This is a genomic window from Streptomyces sp. NPDC059917, assembly GCF_042730635.1.
Classification (GTDB): domain Bacteria; phylum Actinomycetota; class Actinomycetes; order Streptomycetales; family Streptomycetaceae; genus Streptomyces.
In genome coordinates, this window is record NZ_JBHWLC010000007.1 from 170,068 (window position 1) to 184,717 (window position 14,650).

A 14,650-nucleotide genomic window follows, 5' to 3' on the forward strand; every position below is an offset into this window, starting at 1 on the left:
TGGTGAGACGACGGCCCGTAGGGTGTCAACCTCTGTGGATGGCCGAAGATCGGGGCGGGATGGTTTCGAAGGAGCACGAAGCCGCGGCAGGGCCCCCGGCGCGGCCGCCCCGAGCCCCCGGAATCGCCGGTCTGTCCACCCCGTACCGGGTCGTCGCGGCCCTGGCGCTCGGCGCCGTCGCGGTCACCACCTGCTGGCACCTGGCGCTGGTGTTCCTGCACGTCGCGCCGTCCAACACGGTCGGCAAACAGCACGCGCGCACGGTGGACGACTGGATCTACCCCGAGTTCGAGCAGAACTGGAAGCTCTTCGCGCCGAACCCGCTCCAGCAGAACATCGCCGTCGAGGCGCGCGCCCAGGTGCGCACCGGAGCGGGGGAGCTGACCACCACCGCGTGGCGCGACCTGTCCGCCGCCGACGCCGACGCCATACGGCACAACCCGCTCCCCAGCCACACCCAGCAGAACGAGCTCCGCCGGGCCTGGGACTTCTTCACGGGCTCGCACGACGAGGACAACAAGCCGAACGGCGACCGGGGCGCGCTCTCCGAGACCTACCTCCAGCGGATCGCCGTCGCCCGGCTGACCGGCTCCGGCACCGGCGCCGGCACCGGCGCGGGGGACCGGATCCTGCGGATCCAGCTGCGCTCGGCGACGACCTCGGTGGCGGCGCCGCCGTGGAGCGCGGAGAAGACCGACACCCAGACCTACTACCGGGAGCTGCCGTGGTGGACCGTGCCGAGCGTGTGAGCCCCGGCGCCCCCGTCCGCGCCCGCGCCGGTGCGGTCCGGGCGGCGGTGGGCCGGGGGCTGGCGAAGGCCACCGGGCAGGCGCTGGGCCCGTACCAGAGCGCCGTCGTCCGGATCGGGTTCTCCGCGACCTGGCTGCTCTTCCTGCTGCGCGAGTTCCCGAACCGGCGCGAGCTGTACGGTCCCGACGGGCCCTGGAGCTGGCAGCTGGCCGAGCGGCTGATCGACTCGAACCGCGCCTTCACCGTGCTGATGTGGTCGGACTCGACGCTCTGGTTCGAGATCGTCTACGCGCTCGCGCTCGGGTCGGCGGCGCTGCTGCTGCTCGGCTGGCGCACCCGGGCGACGTCCGTGCTGTTCATGGTCGGGGTGCTGTCCCTGCAGAACCGCAGCGTGTTCATGGGCGACGGCGGGGACAACGTCATCCACCTGATGGCCCTCTACCTCGTGCTCACCCGGTGCGCGCAGGTCTGGTCGCTGGACGCGCGGCGCGCGGCGCGGACCGGATCGGCGTCCACCGGGGCCGCCGGGCCGGTGCTGTGGGTCCTGCTGGGCCTGGTGCTGCCCTACGCCGCCTTCACCGACGCGGTCAGCACCGGCTGGCTGGCCGTGTTCGCGACGCTGTGGGTGGTCCAGGGCCTGTGGTGGATGGTCGAGCGCTACGAGCCGGACGGCGAGGGACGCGCGACCCTGGACGTGATCGCCGACCTGGTGCACAACGCGGGACTGCTGGTGATCATGGTGGAGGTCTGCCTGATCTACGCCACGGCCGGCTGGTACAAGATCCAGGGCTCGCGCTGGCAGGACGGCACCGCCCTGTACTACCCGCTGGGGCTGGACTACTTCACGCCCTGGCCCGCGCTCTCGGGGCTGCTCGCGGCCAGCGGCACCCTGGTGATGCTGCTGACCTACGGGACGGTCATGGTGCAGGTCGCCTTCCCGTTCACGCTCTTCAACCGGCGGATCAAGAACGTACTGCTCTGCGTGATGATGCTGGAGCACGCGGGGATCGCGGTGCTGCTGGGGCTGCCGTTCTTCTCGCTGGCGATGATCGCCGCCGACGCCGTCTTCCTGCCGACGGTGTTCCTGGTGTGGCTGGGGGCGCGGGCCCGGGCCCTGCGCGAACGGGCGGGCGGGTCCGCGGACCGGGCCGCGGACGCGGAGCCTTCGCCGCCGCCGCAGGAGCGGGAGTGCGCGCCCGCGCCCGCGCCGTAAGGTCGTGCGCATGAGCAGCGCAGAGACGGCCCGTGCGGCCGAGGCGGACGGGGCGGACGAGGCGGTCCGGCGGTGGCGCGAGGCCGCGGGGCGGGAGGAGCTGGTGCTCCTCGACGGTTTCCACGCGCTCAAGCACGCGGTGCGCTTCGGCGCGGAGGTCGCCCTCGCCGTCGCCGAGGACCGCGGGGCGCTGCTGGAGCTGGCCGACGAACTGGCCCCGGACGTCCGGGCCGCCCTGGACGGCCTCGTGCGCGAGGCGCCCTTGCGCGAGCTGGTGACCCGCGTGCACCCGACCGGGGTCGCGGCCCTCGCCGTGCGCCCGGACCGGGAGGCCCTGCGGGGCGCGCTCGAGCGCACCCCCCGCAGCGCGCCGGTGGTGGTCCTGGACAACCCGCGCAACCTGGGCAACGTCGGCGCCGTCGTCCGCCTCGCGGCCGGTTTCGGCGCCACCGGCGTCGTGACCCGGGGCGATCTCGACCCCTGGCACCCGCACGTGGTCCGCGCGGGCGCCGGGCTGCACTACGCCACTTCGGTGGCCCGGCTGGAGCTGGAGGAGCTGCCCCCGGGGCCGCTCTACGCGCTCGATCCGGAGGGCGAGGACATCCGCGCCCTCACCCTCCCGGACGACGCCCTGCTCGCCTTCGGCTCGGAACGCCACGGCATCTCGCCCGAACTGCGCGCCCGGGCCGATCACCTGGTGTCCCTGCCGATGCGTCCGCAGGTCTCCAGCTACAACCTCGCCACCAGCGTGGCCATGACCCTCTTTCACTGGGGCGGCCCGAAGGCCTGACCAGTGGGCAGCCGCTCAGGCCTGGCGGCGCACCTCCACCACTCGGAAGCGGTTGGCCACGAACGCCCCGTCGCACAGAGCGGCGTTAGCGGCCGGATTGCCACCCGAGCCGTGGAAATCGGAGAAGGCGGCGGTCTGGTTGACGAAGACCCCGCCCGTCAGGTTCAAGGAGAGCTGCGCGGACTCCTCCAGGCAGACCTCCTCGATCGCGCGCTCGGTGTCGGCCGAGGAGGTGTACGCGCCGACCGTCATGGCGCCCTTCTCCCGCACCGTGCGCCGCAGCAGCTCCAGCGCGTCCGCGGTCGAGTCGACCGCCACCGCGAAGGAGACCGGGCCGAAGCACTCGGAGAGGTACGCCGCCTCCGGGTCGGCCTTGCCCGCGTCCAGCTTGACCATCACCGGCGTACGGACCACCGCGTCCGGGAACTCCGGGTTGGCGACCTCGCGCGAGGCCAGCGCGACCTCGCCGAGCCCGGCCGCCGCCTCCAGCCGCGCCTTCACGTCCGGGTTGACCAGCGCGCCCAGCAGCGCGTTGGCCCGGCCGTCGTCGCCCAGCAGCCCCTCGACCTGGCGGGCCAGGTCGGCCACGACCTCGTCGTAGGACTTGTGGCCCGCGTCGGTGGCGATGCCGTCGCGCGGGATCAGCAGGTTCTGCGGGGTCGTGCACATCTGGCCGCTGTAGAGGGAGAGCGAGAAGGCCAGGTTGCCCAGCATCCCCTTGTAGTCGTCGGTGGAGTCCAGGACGACCGTGTTGACCCCGGCCTTCTCCGTGTACACCTGCGCCTGGCGGGCGTTGGCCTCCAGCCAGTCGCCGAAGGCGGTGGAGCCGGTGTAGTCGATCAGCTTGATCTCGGGGCGGACCGCGAGGGTCTTGGCGATGCCCTCGCCCGGGTTCTCGACGGCCAGCGCCACGAGGTTGGGGTCGAAGCCGGCCTCGGCGAGGACCTCGCGGGCCACCCGCACCGTGAGCGCGAGCGGCAGCACGGCCCGCGGGTGGGGCTTGACCAGCACCGGGTTGCCGGTGGCCAGGGAGGCGAACAGGCCCGGGTAGCCGTTCCAGGTGGGGAAGGTGTTGCAGCCGATGACCAGCGCGACGCCGCGCGGCACGGCGGTGAAGGTCTTGCCCAGCTCCAGCGGGTCCTTCTTGCCCTGCGGCTTGGACCAGTCGGCCCGCCCCGGGACCCGGGTCTGCTCCTCGTACGCGTAGGCCACGGCCTCCAGGCCGCGGTCCTGTGCGTGCGGGCCGCCCGCCTGGAAGGCCATCATGAAGGCCTGGCCGCTGGTGTGCATGACCGCGTGCGCGAACTCGTGCGTACGGGCGCTGATCCGCGCCAGGATCTCGACGCAGACGAGGGCGCGGGCCTCGGGGCCCGCGTCGCGCCAGGCGCCCATGCCCGCCTTCATGGCCGGCAGCAGCACGTCGGGGTCGACGTGCGGGTACTCGACGCCGAGCTCCGGTCCGAACGGCGACACCTCGGCGCCCGCCCAGCCGTCGGTACCGGGCTGCTCCAGGTCGAACCGGGTGCCGCGGACGGCCTCGAAGGCGGCGAGGCCCTCGGCCGCGGCGTTCTCGCCGTAGGCCTTGGGGTGCTCGGGGTGCGGGGACCAGTAGGCACGGCTGCGGATGGCCTCCAGCGCCTGGTCGAGCGTGGTCCGGTGCTTCTCGGACAGCTGGGGGACGGTGAGCGCGGCGGCCATCTGGGACCAACTCCTCGTTGAGCCGGGCGGGATCGAACTGCGGACCGCTGGTGCGGATCGGCGAGCGGATCGGGCAAGGAAGGGCGGGGAAGAGCAGACTGGAGTTAGAGTAACCGAACGATCGGTCGGGACAAGAGGGCCCGACGGACCTGTGGATAAGTCGGTGCGGGAGGATCGGGTCATGACAGCAATCGAGCGCTCCCGCACTGTGGCGGTCGTCGGCGCCGGCACCATGGGCCAGGGCATCGCACAGGTCGCCCTTCTCGCAGGTCACCCGGTGCTGATCTACGACATCGACGAGGCGGCGGCCCGTGCGGGCCGCGCCGCGGTGCGGGACCGGATCGAGCGGCTGACCGCCAAGGGGCGGCTGGATCGAGCCGAGGCCGACGCCGCGATCGGCCGGATCGAGTCGGCCCACGAGCCGGCGGACCTCGCCGGCGCGGCGCTGGTGATCGAGGCGGTCGTGGAGGACGCGGGCGTCAAGCGCGCGCTCTTCACCGCGCTCGAAAAGGTGGTCGCTCCGGACGCCCTGCTGGCGACCAACACCTCCTCCCTCTCCGTCACCGAACTCGCGGCGGGCCTGGCCCACCCCGGCCGCTTCCTCGGCCTGCACTTCTTCAACCCGGCCCCGCTGCTCCCGCTGGTGGAGGTGGTCAGCGGCTTCGCGACCGACCCGGCGGTCGCGAGGCGCGCGTACGAGACCGTCCTGGGCTGGGGCAAGACCCCGGTGAGCTGCGCGGACACCCCCGGCTTCATCGTCAACCGGATCGCCCGCCCCTTCTACGCCGAGGCCTTCGCGGTGTACGAGGAGCGCGGCGCCGACCCCGCCACGATCGACGCCGTGCTGCGCGAGAGCGGCGGCTTCAAGATGGGCCCCTTCGAACTGACCGACCTGATCGGGCAGGACGTCAACGAGGCGGTCACCCGCTCCGTGTGGGAATCCTTCTTCCACAGCCCGAAGTTCACGCCCTCCCTCGCCCAGCGCCGCCTCGTCCAGTCGGGCCGGCTCGGCCGCAAGTCGGGTCACGGCTGGTTCCCGTACGGCGAGGCCGCCGCCGCGCAGGACGCGCCCGCGCGACCGCACACCGCCGGGCCCCAGGCGGGTCCGGCGTCGGTGAGCGTCGTCGGGGACCTCGGTCCCGCCGCGGTGCTGGTCGACCTGATGGAGGAGGCCGGGATCGCGGTCGACGTCACCGAGACCGGCGGCCCGTACATCCAGCTGCCCGGCGAGGGCCAGCTGGTCCTCGCCGACGGCAAGACCTCGGTCGAGTTCGCCGACGTCGTCTACTTCGACCTCGCCCTCGACTACCGCGGGGCCACCCGGATCGCGCTCTCCGCCAGCGAGGACACCTCCGAGGAGACCCTCGCCGAGGCCGTCGGCCTCTTCCAGAAGCTGGGCAAGGACGTCTCCGTCATCGGGGACGTGCCCGGCATGATCGTCGCCCGCACGGTGGCGATGCTGATCGACCTCACGGCCGACGCGGTCGCGCGCGGCGTGGCCACCGCCGAGGACATCGACACCGCGATGCGGCTCGGGGTCAACTACCCGCTCGGGCCCTCGCAATGGCACGCCGAGCTCGGCCAGGACTGGGCCTACGACCTGCTGCACCACCTCGACGAGCGCTGCCCCGGCGGCCGGTACGCGCCCTCGCTCGCCCTCTACCGGCTCGGGTACGCGGCCGACGCCGAGGACGCGGCGGCCGGGGACGGCGCCGGTGCGGACGCCGACGACGCCGGTGCGGAGGACGGGGCGTGACCACCGCGAGGCGCGACACGTACACCCCGGAGACCCTGCTGACGGTCGCCGTGCAGGTCTTCAACGAGCGCGGCTACGACGGCACCTCGATGGAGCACCTCTCCAAGGCCGCCGGCATCTCCAAGTCCTCGATCTACCACCACGTCGCGGGCAAGGAGGAACTGCTGCGCCGGGCCGTCAGCCGGGCCCTGGACGGGCTGTTCGCCGTCCTGGAGGAGCCGGGCGCGGTGCGCGGCCGGGCCGTGGAGCGGGTCGAGTACGTCACGCGGCGCACGGTGGAGGTGCTGGTCGCCGAACTGCCCTACGTCACCCTGCTGCTGCGGGTGCGCGGCAACACCCGTACCGAGCGCTGGGCGCTGGAGCGGCGCCGCGAGTTCGACCACCAGGTCGCGGAGCTGTTGAAGGCCGCCGCGGCCGACGGGGACCTGCGCGCGGACGTCGATACGCGGCTGGCCACGCGGCTGCTCTTCGGCATGGTGAACTCGCTGGTCGAGTGGTACCGCCCGCACTCCGGCGGGGACCGCGAGCAGCTGGCGGACGCGGTCGTGCGGATGGCCTTCGGCGGCCTGCGCACGGCCGTCTGAGAGCGCGCGCAGGGCCGTCCGGGGCCGTGCGCACGGCCGTCCGAGGACGCGCGCACGGCCGTTCGGGCACGGTGCGCGCGGCCTTCCGGGTCCGGGCTCAGTCCTCCGGGGCGAGCGCCGGGCCCTCGTGCGCCGGGCCCGTGCCCGGTGCCAGCAGATCCGTTTCCTCGAACACCAGCAGGGTGCGGGTCGAGAGCACCTCCGGGATGGCCTGGAGCCGGGTCAGCACCAGCTCCCGCAGCGTGCGGTTGTCCGGCGTGTGGACCAGCAGGAGCACGTCGAAGTCCCCGCTGACCAGGGCGATGTGCACGGCCCCCGGCAGCTCGCGCAGCTGCTCGCGGACCGTCCGCCAGGAGTTCTGCACGATCTTGAGCGTGATGTAGGCGGAAGCGCCCTGACCTGCGCGCTCGTGGTCCACGCGGGCCGTGAAGCCCCGGATGACCCCGTCGTCGATCAGCCGGTTGATCCGCGCGTAGGCGTTCGCCCGCGAGACGTGGACCTGCTCCGCCACCGACCGTATCGAGGCGCGGCCGTCCGATTGGAGCAACCGCAGGATCGAACGGTCGATGGGGTCCAGCGGGCGAGGAGGGGCCGTCGGCGGCCCCGCGGGCGGCGGAGCGGGCTGCGCTGCGGGCTGTGCCGCGGGCGGCACGGGGCCCCCCGGTGCGGCCGGCGGCGGACCCGCTCCGGCCATTTGTTCATCCGGCATTGCCCGATGCCTCCCTCTCCTGGACGTCCTGACCCCATCCCAGGCCCCCGGCGCCCGTTTGTCCACAGCCTGGAGGTGCCTGTAGCCAAATTGCGCGCCGAACCGAACAATCGGTAGGTGAGGCGCCTCACACCCGGGGCTCTCCCTGCCCGCTTCCCACGAGGAGGTGTACGCCGCCATGACGGTCCAAGAGCTGCCCGGTGCCGGTGCGTCCCACCGTCCCACCCCGCCGCCCGCCTGGAGGCCCCGTACGGATGCCGCCCCGCTGCTCCCGGACCCCGAGCCGTACCGGGTGCTGGGCACCCCGGCGGCGGAGAAGCTCGACCCCGAGCTGATGCGCCGGTGCTACGCCGAGCTGGTGCGCGGACGCCGCTACAACGCCCAGGCGACCGCGCTGACCCGGCAGGGCCGGCTCGCGGTGTACCCGTCCACCGTGGGTCAGGAGGCCTGCGAGATCGCGGCGGCACTGGTCCTGGAGGACCGGGACTGGCTCTTCCCCAGCTACCGCGACACCCTGGCGGCCGTGGCCCGCGGGCTGGATCCCGTACAGGCGCTGACGCTGCTGCGCGGCGACTGGCACACCGGCTACGACCCGCGCGAGCACCGGATAGCCCCGCTGTGCACCCCGCTCGCGACCCAGCTGCCGCACGCGGTGGGCCTGGCGCACGCGGCGCGGCTGCGCGGCGACGACGTGGTGGCGCTGGCGATGGTCGGCGACGGCGGCACCAGCGAGGGCGACTTCCACGAGGCGCTGAACTTCGCGGCCGTCTGGCGGGCCCCGGTGGTCTTCCTCGTCCAGAACAACGGCTTCGCGATCTCCGTCCCGCTGGCCAAGCAGACCGCGGCCCCGACGCTGGCCCACAAGGCCGTGGGGTACGGGATGCCGGGCCGGCTGGTCGACGGCAACGACATCGCGGCGGTGCACGAGGTGCTGTCCGAGGCGGTCGGCAGGGCCCGCGCGGGCGGCGGTCCGACCCTGATCGAGGCCGTCACCTACCGGATCGACGCCCACACCAACGCCGACGACGCGACCCGCTACCGGGACGACGCCGAGGTGGAGGCCTGGAAGGCGCACGACCCGGTGCAGCTGCTGGAGCGCGAGCTGACCGCCCGCGGCCTGCTGGACGCCGAGGGCATCCAGCAGGCCAAGGACGCGGCCGAGGTGATGGCGGCGGCGCTGCGCGAGGGAATGAACGCCGATCCGGTCCTCGATCCGATGGACCTCTTCGCGCACGTCTACACGGAGCAGACCGATCGGCTGCGGGAGCAGGCCGCCATGCTGCGCGCCGAACTGGAAGCGGGGGCCGAAGGATGACCACGGTGGCGGCGAAGCCGGCGACGAAGACGGCGGCCAAGCCCGCGACCATGGCGCAGGCCCTGGGCCGTGCGCTGCGCGACGCGATGGCCGAGGACCCGACCGTGCACGTCATGGGCGAGGACGTCGGCGCGCTGGGCGGGGTCTTCCGGATCACGGACGGCCTCGTGAAGGAGTTCGGCGAGGACCGCTGTACGGACACCCCGCTCGCGGAGGCCGGGATCCTGGGCGCCGCGGTGGGCATGGCGATGTACGGGCTGCGCCCGGTGGTCGAGATGCAGTTCGACGCCTTCGCGTACCCGGCGTTCGAGCAGCTGATCTCGCACGTCGCCAAGATGCGCAACCGCACGCGCGGCGCGATGCCGATGCCGATCACGATCCGGGTGCCCTACGGCGGCGGCATCGGCGGGGTCGAGCACCACTGCGACTCCTCCGAGGCGTACTACCTGGCCACCCCGGGGCTGCACGTGGTGACCCCGGCGACCGTGGAGGACGCCTACGGGCTGATGCGCGCGGCGATCGCCAGCGACGACCCGGTGATCTTCCTCGAGCCCAAGCGGCTGTACTGGTCGAAGGCCGACTGGTCGCCGGAGGCGCCCACGGCGGTCCCGGGCATCGGGAAGGCGATGGTCCGCCGGGCGGGCACGAGCGCCACGCTGATCACCTACGGGCCCTCCCTGCCGGTCTGCCTGGAGGCGGCCGAGGCAGCCCGCGAGGAGGGCTGGGACCTGGAGGTCCTGGACCTGCGCTCGCTGGTGCCCTTCGACGAGGAGACGGTGGTCGCGGCGGTGCGCCGGACCGGGCGCGCGGTCGTGGTCCACGAGGCGAACGGCTTCGGCGGACCCGGCGCGGAGATCGCGGCCCGGGTCATGGAGCGCTGCTTCCACCACCTGGAGGCGCCGGTGCTGCGGGTGACGGGCTTCGACATCCCGTATCCGCCGCCGATGTTGGAGAAGCACCACCTGCCCGGCGTGGACCGGATCCTGGACACCGTGGCCCGCCTTCAGTGGGAGAACTGATGCCCCAGGTTCTGGAGTTCAAGCTGCCCGACCTCGGTGAGGGACTGACCGAGGCGGAGATCGTGCGCTGGCTGGTGGCCGTGGGCGACGTGGTCGCCGTGGACCAGCCGGTCGTGGAGGTCGAGACGGCCAAGGCGATGGTCGAGGTGCCCTGCCCGTACGGGGGCGTGGTGACCGCCCGGTTCGGGGAGGAGGGCACCGAGCTGCCCGTGGGCGCCCCGCTGATCACGGTGGCGGTCGGCTCCAGCACCGTGCCGCAGGACCATCCGGTCGCCGACGAGGCGCCCTCCTCGGAGTCGGCTTCGGGTTCGGGGAACGTGCTGGTGGGCTACGGGACGGAACACTCCCGCCCGGCCCGGCGGCGCCGGATCCGCCCGTCGGCGACGGCTCCCGCGCCGGTCGCCCCCGTCGCGGCGGTGGCCGTCGCTCCCGTGCCCGTGGCCCCCGTGGCCGTCGGGCCGGTGGCGGTGATCTCGCCGCTGGTGCGCAAGCTGGCCCGGGACAACGGGCTCGACCTGCGCGCCCTGAACGGATCGGGCCCCGAGGGGTTGATCCTGCGCGCGGACGTCGAGGCGGCGCTGCGTGCTCCGGAGCCGGCCGCGCAGCCGCCGGCCACCGGTGCGCCGCTCTCGGCCGCGGGCGAGCGGATCCCGCTCAAGGGCCTACGCGGGGCGGTCGCGGAGAAGCTCTCGCGCAGCCGCCGGGAGATCCCCGACGCCACCTGCTGGGTGGACGCGGACGCCACCGAGCTGATGGCGGCCCGGGCCGCGATGAACACCGCGGGCGGACCGAAGATCTCGGTACTGGCCCTGCTGGCCCGGATCTGCACGGCGGCGCTCGCCCGCCACCCGGAGCTGAACTCCCGGGTGGACCTGGAGGCGAACGAGATCGTCCGGCTGTCCTCGGTGCACCTGGGCTTCGCGGCCCAGACCGACCGCGGCCTGATGGTCCCGGTGGTCAAGGACGCGCAGGCGATGAGCGCGGAGGCGCTGTCGGCCGAGTTCGGCCGGCTGACCGAACTGGCCCGGGCGGGCAAGCTGGCCCCCTCGGACCTCACCGGCGGCACCTTCACGCTGAACAACTACGGCGTGTTCGGGGTGGACGGCTCCACGCCGATCATCAACCACCCGGAAGCGGCCATGCTCGGTGTGGGCCGGATCATCGACAAGCCGTGGGTGCACGGAGGCGAGTTGGCCGTGCGCAAGGTCGTGCAGCTCTCCCTCACCTTCGACCACCGGGTGTGCGACGGCGGTACGGCGGGCGGCTTCCTGCGCTACGTCGCCGACTGCGTGGAGTCCCCGGCGGTACTGCTGCGCGGGCTCTGACGGCTCCCGGCCGCGGGCCGGGAGCCGTTCGGGCGCCGTCCGGGGCTCAGCGGGTCAGCAGGAGTTTGCCCACGTGGGCGCTGGACTCCATGACCCGGTGGGCCTCGGCGGCCCCGCTCATCGGATAGGTGGCGTGCACCACCGGACGCACCCGACCGTCCCCGATCAGGGGCCAGACGTGCTCACGGACGGCGGCGACGATGGCCGCCTTCTCGTCGCGCGGGCGGGCCCGCAGCGAGGTCGCGCTGATGCTCGCCCGCTTCGAGAGCAGTGCGCCCAGGTTCAGTTCGGCCTTGACCCCGCCCTGGAGGCCGATGACCGCGAGGCGGCCGTCGCGCGCGAGCGCGTCCACGTTCCGCGCCAGGTACTTCGCCCCGATGATGTCGAGGATCACGTCGGCACCGGCGCCATCGGTCGCCGCGCGGACCTCGGCCACGAAGTCCTGCTCGCGGTAGTCGATCAGGACGTCCGCGCCCAGCTCCGCGCAGCGGGCCAGCTTCTGCGGGCCGCCCGCCGTCACCGCGACCCGGGCGCCGATCGCCTTCGCCAGCTGGATCGCCATGGTGCCGATGCCGCTGGAACCGCCGTGCACGAGCAGGGTCTCGCCCGCCCGCAGGTGCTTGCCCGGGCCCGTGAACACGTTGGACCACACCGTGCACACGACCTCGGGCAGCGCGGCGGCCGTCACCAGGTCCACGCCCGCCGGGACGGGCAGCAGCTGGCCCGCCGGGACCGCCACGCGCTCGGCGTAGCCGCCGCCCGCGAGGAGCGCGCACACCTCGTCCCCCACCGACCAGCCCGACACCCCCTGCCCCAGCGCGATGATCCGGCCGGAGCATTCGAGGCCGGGGTAGCGGGAGGAGCCCGGCGGCGGATCGTAGAAGCCCTGCCGCTGGAGCACGTCGGCCCGGTTCACGGCGCCGGCCGTGACCTCGACGAGGACCTCGCCCTCGGCCGCCACCGGATCGGGTACTTCGGCCCAGACCAGGGCCTCGGGGCCACCGGGCTGCGGGATGGTGATCGCATGCATGGGCCGGAGCCTACTCGGCGGGTCCCAGCGTCACCTGGGGCGAAGTGGGCGGTGTCGCGCGGACGATGGCGATCACCCGGTCCGTCGCCTGGAGCGGGCTGGCGTGCGGGTCGTCGTAGGGGAGCAGCCGGTGCCCGCGGACCACGGTGACCACCAGGTCCTCGGTCTCCCGCACCCGCATGCCGACTTCGGCCTTCCTGACGGGTCGTTCGATCAGGTCGAGGCCGCTGCCCTGCTGGATCAGGTCCTCCATCACGGTGCCCGCGCTGGGGCTGAGCACGGACAGGCCCAGCAGCCGTCCGGCCGCGCTCGCGCTCGTGATGACGGCGTCCGCGCCCGATTGGCGCAGCAACGGCGCGTTCTCCTCCTCGCGCACCGCCGCCACGATCTTCGCGCCGCGGTTGAGTTGGCGGGCCGTCAGGGTGACCAGGACCGCCGTGTCGTCGCGCTGGGTGGCGATGACCACCTGGCGCGCCTTTTGGAGTTCGGCGCGCAGCAGGACGTCCGAGCGGGTCGCGTCCCCGACCACCCCCGTGAAGCCCTCCGCGTTGGCGATGTCGATGACCTTCGCGCTGGGGTCGACGATCACCACCTGCTCCTTGGAGAGGCCGGTGGCCAGCAGCGTCTGCAGGGCCGAGCGCCCCTTGGTGCCGAAGCCGACGACGACCGTGTGCTCGCGCAAGTTCTTCCTCCAGCGGTTCAGCCGCCACTCCTCCCGGGTCCGTTCGGTGAGGACCTCCAGGGTCGTGCCGACCAGGATGATCAGGAACACCACGCGCAGGGGCGTGATCAGTAGGACGTTGACCAGCCGCGCGCCGTCGCTGTAGGGGACGATGTCGCCGTAGCCGGTGGTCGAGAGGGTCACGGTCGCGTAGTAGACGCAGTCGAGGAAGTCGACCTTGCCGTTGGCGTTGTCGTGGTAGCCGTCGCGGTCGATGTAGACGATGAGGACCGTGAGGGCGAGCACGAACAGGGCCATCAGCAGCCGTCGCGTGACCTGCCGCAGCGGCTTGGTGACCTCGCGCTTGGGAAGCTTGATCCGGCGCGAGACGAGCTTCTCGTCCGCCTGGCGGGCCATCGCGTCCTGGCCGTGCAGTTTCACGTGAAACATCCCCCTGTGGCCCAGGGCAGGTCGAGGACCTCGACGTCCTGTCCGGCCCCCACCCCGCCCGGCGGTACGACGACCAGCGCGTCCGCGGCCGCGATGCCGCGCAGCATCGCCGGACCGTTGTAGTGCAGCGGCACCGCGTGGTCGGAAGTGAGCAGGACCGGAACGAGCCGGGTGTCGTACGGGTGGCCGGGCACCTCGTCGCGCGCGGGCACGGTGTAGCGGTGCCGGGGCGGGCGCCCGGCGAGGGCGCGCAGCAGCGGTTCGGCGAGGGTGAGCAGGCCGGAGACGGCGGCCAGCGGGTTGCCGGGCAGGCCCACCAGGTGCCGGGCGGCGCTCTGGTCGGGCGCGCGGTCGGCGAGCCGGGCGAGCAGCATCGGGTGGCCGGGGCGTACGGCGACCCCGTCCACCAGCAGTTCGGCGCCCGCCCTGGCCAGGACGGGGTGGACGTGGTCGACCGGGCCGGAGGCGGTGCCGCCGGTGGTGATGACCAGGTCGGCGGGGGAGCCGGTGACCGCCCGGTAGAGGGCCTCGGCCCCCTCGGGGTCGTCGCCGAGGCGGCGGGTGGCGATGACGTGGGCGCCGAGCTGGGTGAGCCAGGGGCCGAGCATGGGGCTCAGGGCGTCCCGGATCAGTCCGTCGTGCGGGCGGCCCTCGGTGAGCAGCTCGTCGCCGAGCACCAGGATCTCGACGCGGGGGCGCGGCCGGGTGTGCAGCCGGTCGTATCCGGCGGCGGCGGCCAGGCCCAGGACGGCCGGGGTGACCAGGGCGCCGGCGGGCAGCAGCAGGTCACCGGAGCGGCACTCCTGGGCGCGCGGCCGGATGTCCTGGCCGGTGACCACGGGCCGGTCGGCGTGCAGCCGGACCGGCTCGCCCCCGGCGTGGGCGTGCTCGCTGCGGATCACGGCGCTGGTGTCGGCCGGGATCCGGGCGCCGGTGGCGATCCGTACGGCTTCGCCGCAGGCGAGGGGGAGCGGGCGGTCGGAGCCGGCCAGGACCCCGCCGCCGTGGCGCACCGTCCAGGGGCCGGGTCCGGCGACGGCCCAGCCGTCCATGGCCGAGGTGTCGAAGGAGGGCAGGTCGGTCAGGGCGTCCAGCGGGGTCACGAGGACCTCGCCGAGGGCCTCGGCGAGCGGGGCGTGGTGGGTGCGGGCGGGGGTGAGCGCACCGGCCCGGGTCGCGGTGTCCACGGCCCGGGACCAGGCCGTGGCCCGGTGTCCGCCGGCGTTGCCCGCCGGGGGGCGGCCGACCAGGGCGAGCGCTTCGTCGAGGTGCTGCTCCAGGCTGCCGCGCGGCGGCTCCGCGGCGGCGGTGTCCGGGTCACCGGCCGCCGCGCCCGGGCCGCCGGTGTCC

Annotated in this window: 13 protein-coding genes; 8 read left to right on the forward strand and 5 right to left on the reverse strand. The window is 73.8% G+C overall.

The features are described 5' to 3' along the window. Window positions 1-38 precede the first annotated feature (38 nt). Genes ACFWAR_RS06835 through ACFWAR_RS06845 form a run of 3 tightly spaced genes read left to right on the forward strand, consistent with a single transcriptional unit; the run spans window position 39 to window position 2,753 of the window. Entirely contained in the window at window positions 39-749 is a 711-nt protein-coding gene (locus ACFWAR_RS06835) for a DUF5819 family protein (protein WP_385773808.1), read from the forward strand. Further along, on the forward strand, window positions 677-1,963 hold the full coding sequence (locus tag ACFWAR_RS06840; RefSeq protein ID WP_385773810.1) for an HTTM domain-containing protein: 1,287 nt from the start codon (window positions 677-679) through the stop codon (window positions 1,961-1,963). The genes ACFWAR_RS06835 and ACFWAR_RS06840 overlap by 73 nt, the downstream gene beginning before the upstream one ends. Before the next feature lie 10 nt (window positions 1,964-1,973). Continuing rightward, window positions 1,974-2,753, forward strand: coding sequence for a TrmH family RNA methyltransferase (locus tag ACFWAR_RS06845; protein ID WP_385773812.1), 780 nt, complete (start codon window positions 1,974-1,976; stop codon window positions 2,751-2,753). A gap of 15 nt (window positions 2,754-2,768) precedes the next feature. Here the strand turns inward: ACFWAR_RS06845 and paaN are convergent, their stop codons facing one another. Then, window positions 2,769-4,451 (reverse strand): phenylacetic acid degradation protein PaaN, encoded by a 1,683-nt coding sequence (gene paaN / locus ACFWAR_RS06850; protein ID WP_385773814.1) that lies wholly within the window; start codon window positions 4,449-4,451, stop codon window positions 2,769-2,771. A 181-nt stretch (window positions 4,452-4,632) separates the two neighbouring features. On the opposite strand from paaN, the gene ACFWAR_RS06855 reads away from it, so the two are divergent. Both ACFWAR_RS06855 and ACFWAR_RS06860 read left to right on the forward strand, forming a co-directional pair. Beyond that, a complete protein-coding gene (locus ACFWAR_RS06855; protein ID WP_385773816.1) occupies window positions 4,633-6,207 on the forward strand; it encodes a 3-hydroxyacyl-CoA dehydrogenase in 1,575 nt (524 codons plus the stop codon). Further along, a complete protein-coding gene (locus tag ACFWAR_RS06860) occupies window positions 6,204-6,791 on the forward strand; it encodes a TetR/AcrR family transcriptional regulator (RefSeq protein ID WP_385773818.1) in 588 nt (195 codons plus the stop codon). The genes ACFWAR_RS06855 and ACFWAR_RS06860 overlap by 4 nt, the downstream gene beginning before the upstream one ends. Before the next feature lie 97 nt (window positions 6,792-6,888). Here ACFWAR_RS06860 and ACFWAR_RS06865 read toward each other — a convergent pair whose 3' ends face one another. Next, complete coding sequence (locus ACFWAR_RS06865) at window positions 6,889-7,500, reverse strand: Lrp/AsnC family transcriptional regulator (RefSeq protein ID WP_385773820.1); 612 nt, start codon at window positions 7,498-7,500, stop codon at window positions 6,889-6,891. A 178-nt stretch (window positions 7,501-7,678) separates the two neighbouring features. On the opposite strand from ACFWAR_RS06865, the gene pdhA reads away from it, so the two are divergent. The 3 genes from pdhA to ACFWAR_RS06880 are packed head-to-tail and all read left to right on the forward strand — an operon-like array spanning window position 7,679 to window position 11,159. Continuing rightward, a complete protein-coding gene (pdhA, locus tag ACFWAR_RS06870; RefSeq protein ID WP_385773822.1) occupies window positions 7,679-8,815 on the forward strand; it encodes a pyruvate dehydrogenase (acetyl-transferring) E1 component subunit alpha in 1,137 nt (378 codons plus the stop codon). Next, window positions 8,812-9,834 carry an alpha-ketoacid dehydrogenase subunit beta gene (locus ACFWAR_RS06875; protein WP_385773824.1) on the forward strand — a complete coding sequence of 341 codons (1,023 nt, stop codon included), beginning with the start codon at window positions 8,812-8,814 and terminating at the stop codon, window positions 9,832-9,834. The genes pdhA and ACFWAR_RS06875 overlap by 4 nt, the downstream gene beginning before the upstream one ends. Next, on the forward strand, window positions 9,834-11,159 hold the full coding sequence (locus ACFWAR_RS06880) for a dihydrolipoamide acetyltransferase family protein (protein WP_385773826.1): 1,326 nt from the start codon (window positions 9,834-9,836) through the stop codon (window positions 11,157-11,159). The genes ACFWAR_RS06875 and ACFWAR_RS06880 overlap by 1 nt, the downstream gene beginning before the upstream one ends. 46 nt (window positions 11,160-11,205) lie before the next feature. Here ACFWAR_RS06880 and ACFWAR_RS06885 read toward each other — a convergent pair whose 3' ends face one another. From ACFWAR_RS06885 to ACFWAR_RS06895, 3 genes are all read right to left on the reverse strand, one after another. Continuing rightward, on the reverse strand, window positions 11,206-12,189 hold the full coding sequence (locus ACFWAR_RS06885) for an NAD(P)H-quinone oxidoreductase (RefSeq protein WP_385773828.1): 984 nt from the start codon (window positions 12,187-12,189) through the stop codon (window positions 11,206-11,208). Between the two features lie 10 nt (window positions 12,190-12,199). After that, complete coding sequence (locus ACFWAR_RS06890; RefSeq protein ID WP_385773830.1) at window positions 12,200-13,300, reverse strand: potassium channel family protein; 1,101 nt, start codon at window positions 13,298-13,300, stop codon at window positions 12,200-12,202. Continuing rightward, a partial coding sequence (locus tag ACFWAR_RS06895) for a molybdopterin molybdotransferase MoeA (protein WP_385773832.1) occupies window positions 13,288-14,650 on the reverse strand: 1,363 nt, incomplete at its 5' end. The genes ACFWAR_RS06890 and ACFWAR_RS06895, both read right to left, overlap by 13 nt.